This is a genomic window from Dietzia sp. SYD-A1, assembly GCF_015356725.1.
Classification (GTDB): domain Bacteria; phylum Actinomycetota; class Actinomycetes; order Mycobacteriales; family Mycobacteriaceae; genus Dietzia.
Genome location: NZ_JADDKI010000289.1, coordinates 1 through 1,932 on the forward strand (window position 1 = coordinate 1; position 1,932 = coordinate 1,932).

The following is a 1,932-nucleotide window of genomic DNA, read 5'->3' on the forward strand; positions in this document are numbered from 1 at the left end:
GCGCAGCACCGAGCAGCGCGATCTGTCGACGGAGGTGCTCGGGCAGAGGCTCCCCGCGCCCGTCCTCGTCGCCCCCATCGGCGCGGCGGGACTGGTGCGCCGCGACGCCGACGTGCACATCGGCCGCGCCGCGGCCGAGCGCCGGTTGCCGTACATCCTGTCCTCGCAGGGTTCGTCGCCGATGGAGGCCACCGCCGCGGCCATGAAGGACGCGCCGCGCTGGTTCCAGCTGTACTGGAGCAGGGACGAGCAGCTCGTGGACAGCTTCATCTCCCGGGCGGAGGCCGCGGGCGCCGGCGCGCTGGTCGTCACCCTCGACACCACGACGCTGGGGTGGCGTCCCTGGGATCTGGACCTGGGCTCGTTGCCGTTCACGCGCGGGGTCGGGATCGCGCAGTACACCTCGGATCCACGCTTCGTCGAGATGGTGGCCGAGCGGGTCGCGCAGGAGGCCGAGCCGGGATCCGGCCCGGAGCCGGAGGCGGTCAAGGTCACCCCCAGGGCCATCGTGACGCTGCTCGAGATGGCCCGGAACCACCCGGGTGGGTTCCGCCGGAACCTCAGCGCGCCGGAGACCCGCGCCGCCGTCCAGACCTTCCTCGACACGTTCTCGAATCCCGCGCTGAACTGGGACCACATCGCCACCCTGCGGGACCGGACCCGCCTGCCGGTCGTGCTCAAGGGCGTCCTGCACCCGGACGACGCCCGGCGGGCCCTGGACATGGGCGTCGACGCGGTCATGGTCTCCAACCACGGAGGCCGGCAGGTGGACGGGTCCATCGGCACCCTGGACGCCCTCGTGCGCATCCGCGAGGCCGTCGGCTCCGAGCCGACCCTGCTGCTGGACTCCGGCATCCGCAACGGCACCGACGTGGTCAAGGCCATGGCGTGCGGCGCGGACGCCGTGACCATCGGGCGGCCCCACATCTACGGGTTGGCCATCGCCGGGCAGAAGGGGGTCGGCGAGGTGCTCGACAACCTGCTCGCCGAGATCGACCTCACGCTGTCGCTGTGCGGCGCGCGTTCGTGGGACGACGTGGACGGCTCGTTGCTGGCCTGAGAGGGTCGCGTCGGCTCGTCGGATCGAGAGGGAGGAGCCCATGCGGGACCCCGAACTGACCGTCCTGCTCACCGTCTACCACGCGATCGAGCCCTCACAGCTGCGCGACGCCCTGGCCAGCGTGCACGCTCAGACCGTCCAGCCGGCCGAAGTGGTCGTGGTGGAGGACGGCCCCCTGTCGCCAGCGCTGATGGAGGTGCTCGACTCCACCCCCGGACTGCGCAGGTTCGCCCTCCCCGAGAACTCGGGCGCCGCGGCGGCGTCACAACGCGGGCTCGACGAGGTCCGCACCAGCTGGGTCGCCCGCCAGGACGCCGACGACATCTCCCTGCCCGAGCGGTTCGAGCGTCAACTCGACGCCGCCCGCGCGCTCGGGGTGGATGTCCTGGGGTCGGCGATGCTCGAGTTCGACGCCGATCCGGAGCGTCCCACGGCCCTGCGTGCCCTGCCGACCGAGCACGAGGACATCGCCCACTACGCGCGCATCAACAACCCGGTCAACAACCCGTCCCTGCTCGCGCGAACCGAGGCCATCCGTGCCGTCGGGGGGTACCGCACCGTCCCGTACCAGGAGGATTACGACCTGATGATCCGGCTGATCGGCGCCGGGTACCGCCTCCACAACCTGCCCGAACCGCTCGTGCGGTTCCGGGTCACGCCCGCCCAGTTCAGCCGTCGCAAGAGCCGCGCGCTCACCGCGTCCGAGCGGATCATCCAGCGCACCCTCCTCGACGCGGGCATGATCTCCCGCCCCCGCGCCGTGGCCAACTACCTCGCGCGCAACGCCTACCGACGGCTGCCCGCTCCCGCCATGAACGCGGCCTACCGGCGGCTCTTCCACCGCTGAGCCGCGCGCTGCGGGCTGGTTCAGG

At 72.2% G+C, this 1,932-nt stretch carries 2 protein-coding genes; both read left to right on the forward strand.

Annotation, left to right across the window (positions count from 1 at the left end; genetic code table 11):
• Nucleotides 1-1,060: alpha-hydroxy-acid oxidizing protein (locus IY392_RS12220; protein WP_194861361.1), on the forward strand; the 1,060-nt coding region annotated here is incomplete at its 5' end.
• Between the two features lie 40 nt (nucleotides 1,061-1,100).
• On the forward strand, nucleotides 1,101-1,907 hold the full coding sequence (locus IY392_RS12225) for a glycosyltransferase (protein ID WP_194861362.1): 807 nt from the start codon (nucleotides 1,101-1,103) through the stop codon (nucleotides 1,905-1,907).
• Nucleotides 1,908-1,932 lie beyond the last annotated feature (25 nt).